This is a genomic window from Rubrimonas sp. (genome assembly GCF_036788415.1).
Classification (GTDB): Bacteria; Pseudomonadota; Alphaproteobacteria; order Rhodobacterales; family Rhodobacteraceae; genus Rubrimonas.
This window is the reverse complement of sequence record NZ_DAIQNN010000157.1, coordinates 1-4,796: the sequence shown is the minus strand read 5'-3', so window position 1 is coordinate 4,796 and position 4,796 is coordinate 1. Positions and strand designations below refer to the sequence as shown.

5 protein-coding genes are annotated in these 4,796 nt (G+C 69.1%); 3 read left to right on the top strand and 2 right to left on the bottom strand.

From position 1 onward, the window contains the following. On the top strand, positions 1–624 hold a 624-nt coding region (locus tag V7Q31_RS17550), incomplete at its 5' end, for a hypothetical protein (RefSeq protein WP_333835147.1). A gap of 114 nt (positions 625–738) precedes the next feature. On the opposite strand, the gene V7Q31_RS17545 is transcribed toward V7Q31_RS17550, so the two are convergent. Then, a complete protein-coding gene (locus V7Q31_RS17545) occupies positions 739–1,491 on the bottom strand; it encodes a DnaA N-terminal domain-containing protein (protein ID WP_333835146.1) in 753 nt (250 codons plus the stop codon). Between the two features lie 442 nt (positions 1,492–1,933). Here V7Q31_RS17545 and V7Q31_RS17540 point away from each other — a divergent pair, with 442 nt between their 5' ends. Together V7Q31_RS17540 and V7Q31_RS17535 are read left to right on the top strand one after the other, a co-directional pair. Beyond that, positions 1,934–3,250: an AAA family ATPase gene (locus V7Q31_RS17540; protein ID WP_333835145.1), complete on the top strand. Its 1,317-nt coding sequence runs from the start codon at positions 1,934–1,936 to the stop codon at positions 3,248–3,250. A gap of 1 nt (position 3,251) precedes the next feature. Then, positions 3,252–4,367 carry a ParB N-terminal domain-containing protein gene (locus V7Q31_RS17535; RefSeq protein ID WP_333835144.1) on the top strand — a complete coding sequence of 372 codons (1,116 nt, stop codon included), beginning with the start codon at positions 3,252–3,254 and terminating at the stop codon, positions 4,365–4,367. A 58-nt stretch (positions 4,368–4,425) separates the two neighbouring features. Here V7Q31_RS17535 and V7Q31_RS17530 read toward each other — a convergent pair. Then, positions 4,426–4,796 (bottom strand): tyrosine-type recombinase/integrase (locus V7Q31_RS17530; RefSeq protein WP_333835143.1); only part of this gene is annotated, 371 nt, incomplete at its 5' end.

Genomic DNA, 4,796 nt, shown 5'->3' with positions numbered 1-4,796 from the left:
ACACCCGACGCCGACCCTATCGGGCCGTCCGTCATCCCGCGTCGGTTCGGACGCGCCGATCATGCCCCGCTCCAGGTCGCGCGAGAGCCGCTTCATCCCGAGGCGGTGCGGCGGCACGCCATCGCCGTGCTCGAACGAACGCTGGCCATCATGGCGGCCGTCCCGGAACGGATCCTGACCCACGGCGTGGCGGTGAGCCGCGACGGCGAAGCGCGCCATCGGCCATCGGCGCCGGATGCCTGGGCGTTCTCCCCGATGGCGCTCGTCGAACGTCTGACCGAACAACGGTTCTTCGCGACCGAGCCGGTGCGCTGGCACATGCAGCTCGCCGTCTTCGACATGATCGACATCGCCGTCGGCGAGACTGCGGCACGCCTCTGCGCCGAGGATGCTCGATCCCTGGCCCCGGAGTACAGACTCGACCGCGGCGTCTCATGGCAGGACGCGCTGAGGCCTGACCTGGATCGGGCGCGCGCCTGCCTGCAGCAGGTTCACGGGCTTCTCTCGCGCTGCGACGCCAGCGAACGGTTGCGTCTGCAGCTCGGCGCGTCGGCCAAGTTTCCGTACCAACCGGAGATGTTTCCCGACGGCGTCAAACTCGTCGATGTGCCGGCCGAGGCATGAGGAGCACATGCTACGCGCCAAGGTTCGCAACTCTCGGTGAATGAGCTCGCGTGAGTTCGCCACGGACCTCTACGACTGAGCGTGCGGCTGTCGCGGTGTGGGCCCCCTGCCCCGTCACGCGACGATCCGCACCCGCGTCAGCGCGAGGCCGTCTCGCGCGGCCGCCCGCTCCAGGGCCGCTTCATAGGCGCGAGCGACATAATCGGCGTGAAAGCGCGATGGCGCCTCAAGCTCCAGCCGTCCGGCCTCGATGCGCCGGCACACGAGCGGCGCGATCCAGCGCTGTACGACCGGGGGCGGCATGTCCTCGGCGAGCCGCGCGACGAGGCGACGCCATGCGTCCGGCGCCGTCGCTGCTGCCTGAGCGGGAGCCGGCTCCCGTCCATTGGCTGCTTCTGTGCAGGAGGTCGCGGCGCCCAGCGGGGTCTCAACCGCCGCCATGCGTTCGGCGAACTTCTCTCCGACGCTGGTCCAGCTCTCGCGGCTCAGCGCCGCGATGCGAGCCTGACCCAGCCGATAGGCGCTCACCCTGCCGCGCCGCCCTTCGCTGATCTGTTCGAGCAGCCCTAGCTGGCGCAACCGTTCGATCTCGCGGATCACGGTGCGGCGGGACACGCCCCAGAGGCGTTCGAGTTCTGCGTGCCCGATGGCCGCGCTGTCGCGCGCCCAGTCGTAGCGGGCGGTGATCAGCGCGATCAGGCGGAGCGCGGTCACCGGCGAAAATACGTGATCGGTGCCCCCCTCCCCGCTCGCTCCGGCGTCAGCTCGCGCCGGCGCGCGCAGCGCCGCCGTGGCGAGCCCTGTCAACAGGTCGTACTTGCGCGCTCCGGCCTCCGGGCCGACGAGCCGCGTCGCGATCGCCTTCATGCCTTCCGCCCATATGATCGCCGGGCGCTCGCGCGCCGCGGTCCGCCTCGACTGCTCGTGCGCCGCCTTTGCAACGGCTTTTCTGGGGCTCGCGGAGAATCGCTCTATTCCCTGCAGCCGATCGAATGATCCATCTCATACGGCTTTTTTGTCAACAGAAGGATTTTAGGCGGCGCGAAGGGTCCAGGAATCTGAATTTCCGGATTTCTATGGGTATGATGGAGAGGGGCGCCGCCGGATATGGCGCCTCAACTGCGTTTTGATGGCGCCCCATGGGTGGATTGGGGTGCCGCTGGTGGCGCCGAATACGGTAGTGTTGAGGGCGGTCGACTCTCTATGCGGCGCTTCGCCCGGTCTTTTCCCCGCACGTGCGCGTTTCCGCATTCCGAAAAAGCACGAAACGGGTTATTTCTCGTAAGACGGATTTTAAGGGAGATCTGGCATGGCTGTCGATCATCGTTTTCTGCGCACGCTCAACACACGCAGCCTTGCTCAGCAGGCGGCGGTGCGGCGCGCGACCTTTTCGCCGGAAGAGGCCAAGACGCTGCGACCCTTTTCGATCTGGGAGATCTGCTCGTTCATGTTCGACATGGCGCCCGACACCTTCCGCAAGCATCTCTCCGACGATCCGTCGCTGCCGCAGGGCCAGGTTCTGACGGAGGACGGGCGGCAGCGCTGGTTCAGCCTCGCGGAGATCAATGTGCTGCGCCGCAAGCTGAAGGTGCGCGGCAAGAAGCTGCTGCCGCGCCGCCCGCCGGGGCGCGCCTTCCGCGTCGCGGTTGCCAACTTCAAGGGTGGCGTCGGCAAGTCGGTCGTGGCGCAGCATTTCGCGAATGCCTGCGCGCTCGACGGCTATCGTGTGCTGGTGATCGACTTCGACCCGCAGGCGACCCTCACCCATGCAATGGGCCTGGTGGAGGTGGACGAGGAGAACACCGTCTGGGGCGTCATGTGCCGCGACCTCTACCGCGAGGCCGCGCGCATCGCCGCCTCCTACGACCGCCCGCAGGACTGCCCCTACCCCTCCGGCGCCGATCTGCCCGACGGCGTGGTCGAGATCGGGCCGCGGCGCGTGGACGAGTTCATCCAGCGCACCTGCTGGCCGACCATCGACATCATCCCCTCCTGCGCGAACGCGGCCTTCGTCGAGTTCGCCTCGGCGCAGTATCGCGCGATCCATCCCGCCTGGACGTTCTTTCTCTGCGTGGACCGCTATCTGGGCGAGCTTCCCGCGGACCAGTACGACTTCGTGATCTTCGACTGCCCGCCCGCCATCGGCTACCAGTCGCTCAACGCCACCTTCGCCGCCGACCTGCTTTATGTGCCGACCGGCCCCGGCTACTGGGAATACGACAGCACGACGAGCTTTCTCGGCCAGCTGTCGGACGCGCTCGCGGACATCGAGGAGGGCTTCGGTCCCGCCGCCCGCGCGGCGGGGTTCTCGGCGGCAAAGAGCTTCGCGGCGATGCGCCTGCTGATGACACGCTACGAGGCGACCAACGAACTGCACCAGAGCATGGCGGAGGCTTATCGCGACCTGTTCGGCGCGGTGTTCTGCGAGCATCCGATCGAGCTCAGCCGCGCCATCGAGCAGTCTGGCCGCTTTCAGGCGTCGGTCTACGAGCAGGATTACCGCGAGATGACCCGAGAGACATGGAAGCGCGCGCGCTTGTCCTTCGACCGCGCCTACGCCGAGTTCCGCGACACGGCGGTGGCGGCGTGGGACGCGCGCGAGGCGGCGCTTAGGGAGGCGAGCTGAGATGACCAGATCCGGAAAGTTCACCCTCCCGCGGATCGGCGATTCGCTTGCGCAGGCGCCGGCGTCCGCGCCTGAGCCCGCGGCGGAGGACGCCGAGCGCAGGCGGCCCGGCCCGATGGCGGTGGCGGGGCGAGAGTCGGCCGAGGCAATGACTCGGATGGTCGAGGAGCAGACCGCGCAGCGCCAACGCAACGCCGAGGAGGCGGAGGCGTGGCGCAGCGCGCAGGCCGACGGGCTGGTGCTCGTCCGGCTGCCGCTCGGGGCGGTCGGCCTCGACGATCTGCCGCGCGACCGGATGGCGCTTGACGCGGTCGCGCAGTCCGAAGCGATGGAGGAGCTGAAGGCTTCGATACGCGCGCGCGGGCAGCGCGAGCCGATTGAGGTGTTCGAGGATTCCGAGGGGCGTTTCCAGCTCAAGACCGGTTGGCGGCGGCTTGAGGCGCTGCGCCAGCTCGACTCCGAAGCCCCGGACGGCGGTTTCGGCGCGGTGCTGGCGCGCGTTGAGCGGCGGCGGGTTGACCGCGCGGCGCTTTATGTGGGGATGGTCGAGGAGAACGCGATTCGCGAGGACGTGTCCTTCGCCGAGATGGCGCATGTCGCCATTGCGATGGCGCGCGACCCTGAAACGCCGGCCGCGACGCCCGACGAGGCCGTCTCGCATCTCTACGCCGCGCTCCACAAGACCAAGCGCAGCACGATCCGGAGGTTCGTGGAGCTTCTGGAGGCGGTCGGTGGGTCGCTCGTCGAGGCGCGCGCAGTGCCGAAGCATCTTGGCGGGGAGGCTGCGCGGCTCCTTCATGGCGACCCTGCGCGCATCGCGCGCTTGCGTCGCGCTCTCGAGCCCGCGCGCGACGCGGCGGCCCAGAACGCAGCTCTGGCGGCGTTCATCGCGGTGGAGTCCGCGCCCACGCCGCTCGAAGCCGCGGCGCCGTCGTCCGCGGTCGCCGCGCGCCTCAAGCCGGACGCTCGGCAGAAGTACGAGTTCCATCATGCCGAGTTGAAGGTCACGGCGCGGCGGGGCGAGGTGCGGATCAAGGCGGCTGAGGATTTCGCCTCGATGCCGCGCGAGCGGCTCGAAGCGGCGATCGCGGCGTTTCGGGCGAAGCTGGCGGAATAGGGTTTCCCGCGGGAAACCTCTTCATCCTGTCGCGCAGGGTTTCCCATGGGAAACCCCTTCATCCCGCCGCGCGGGGTTTCCCATGGGAAACCCGCATGGGGCAGCCGTCACGCAGCCGCGTCGCGGGGTTCTTCGCCAGATCCAGCTCGTGGTAATAGGCCGCGACCTGATCGCGCGAGCGATGCAGCGTCACCCGCATCACAGCCTCCACGGCCAAGCCCGCGTGGGCGGCCTCGGTGATGAACCCCGACCGCAACCCGTGCGGCGAGGCGTACCCCTCGGGCAGCCCGGCGGCCTGCACCATCCGCGCGAAGGCCGCCCGGATCGCCGTCGGCGTGAGGCCGCGCCCGAGAACCTTGGCCGCGCCGCGGCGGTCGGGCCGCGTCAGCGCCCGGAACACCGCCCCGTCCTTCACGCCCGACGCCCGCA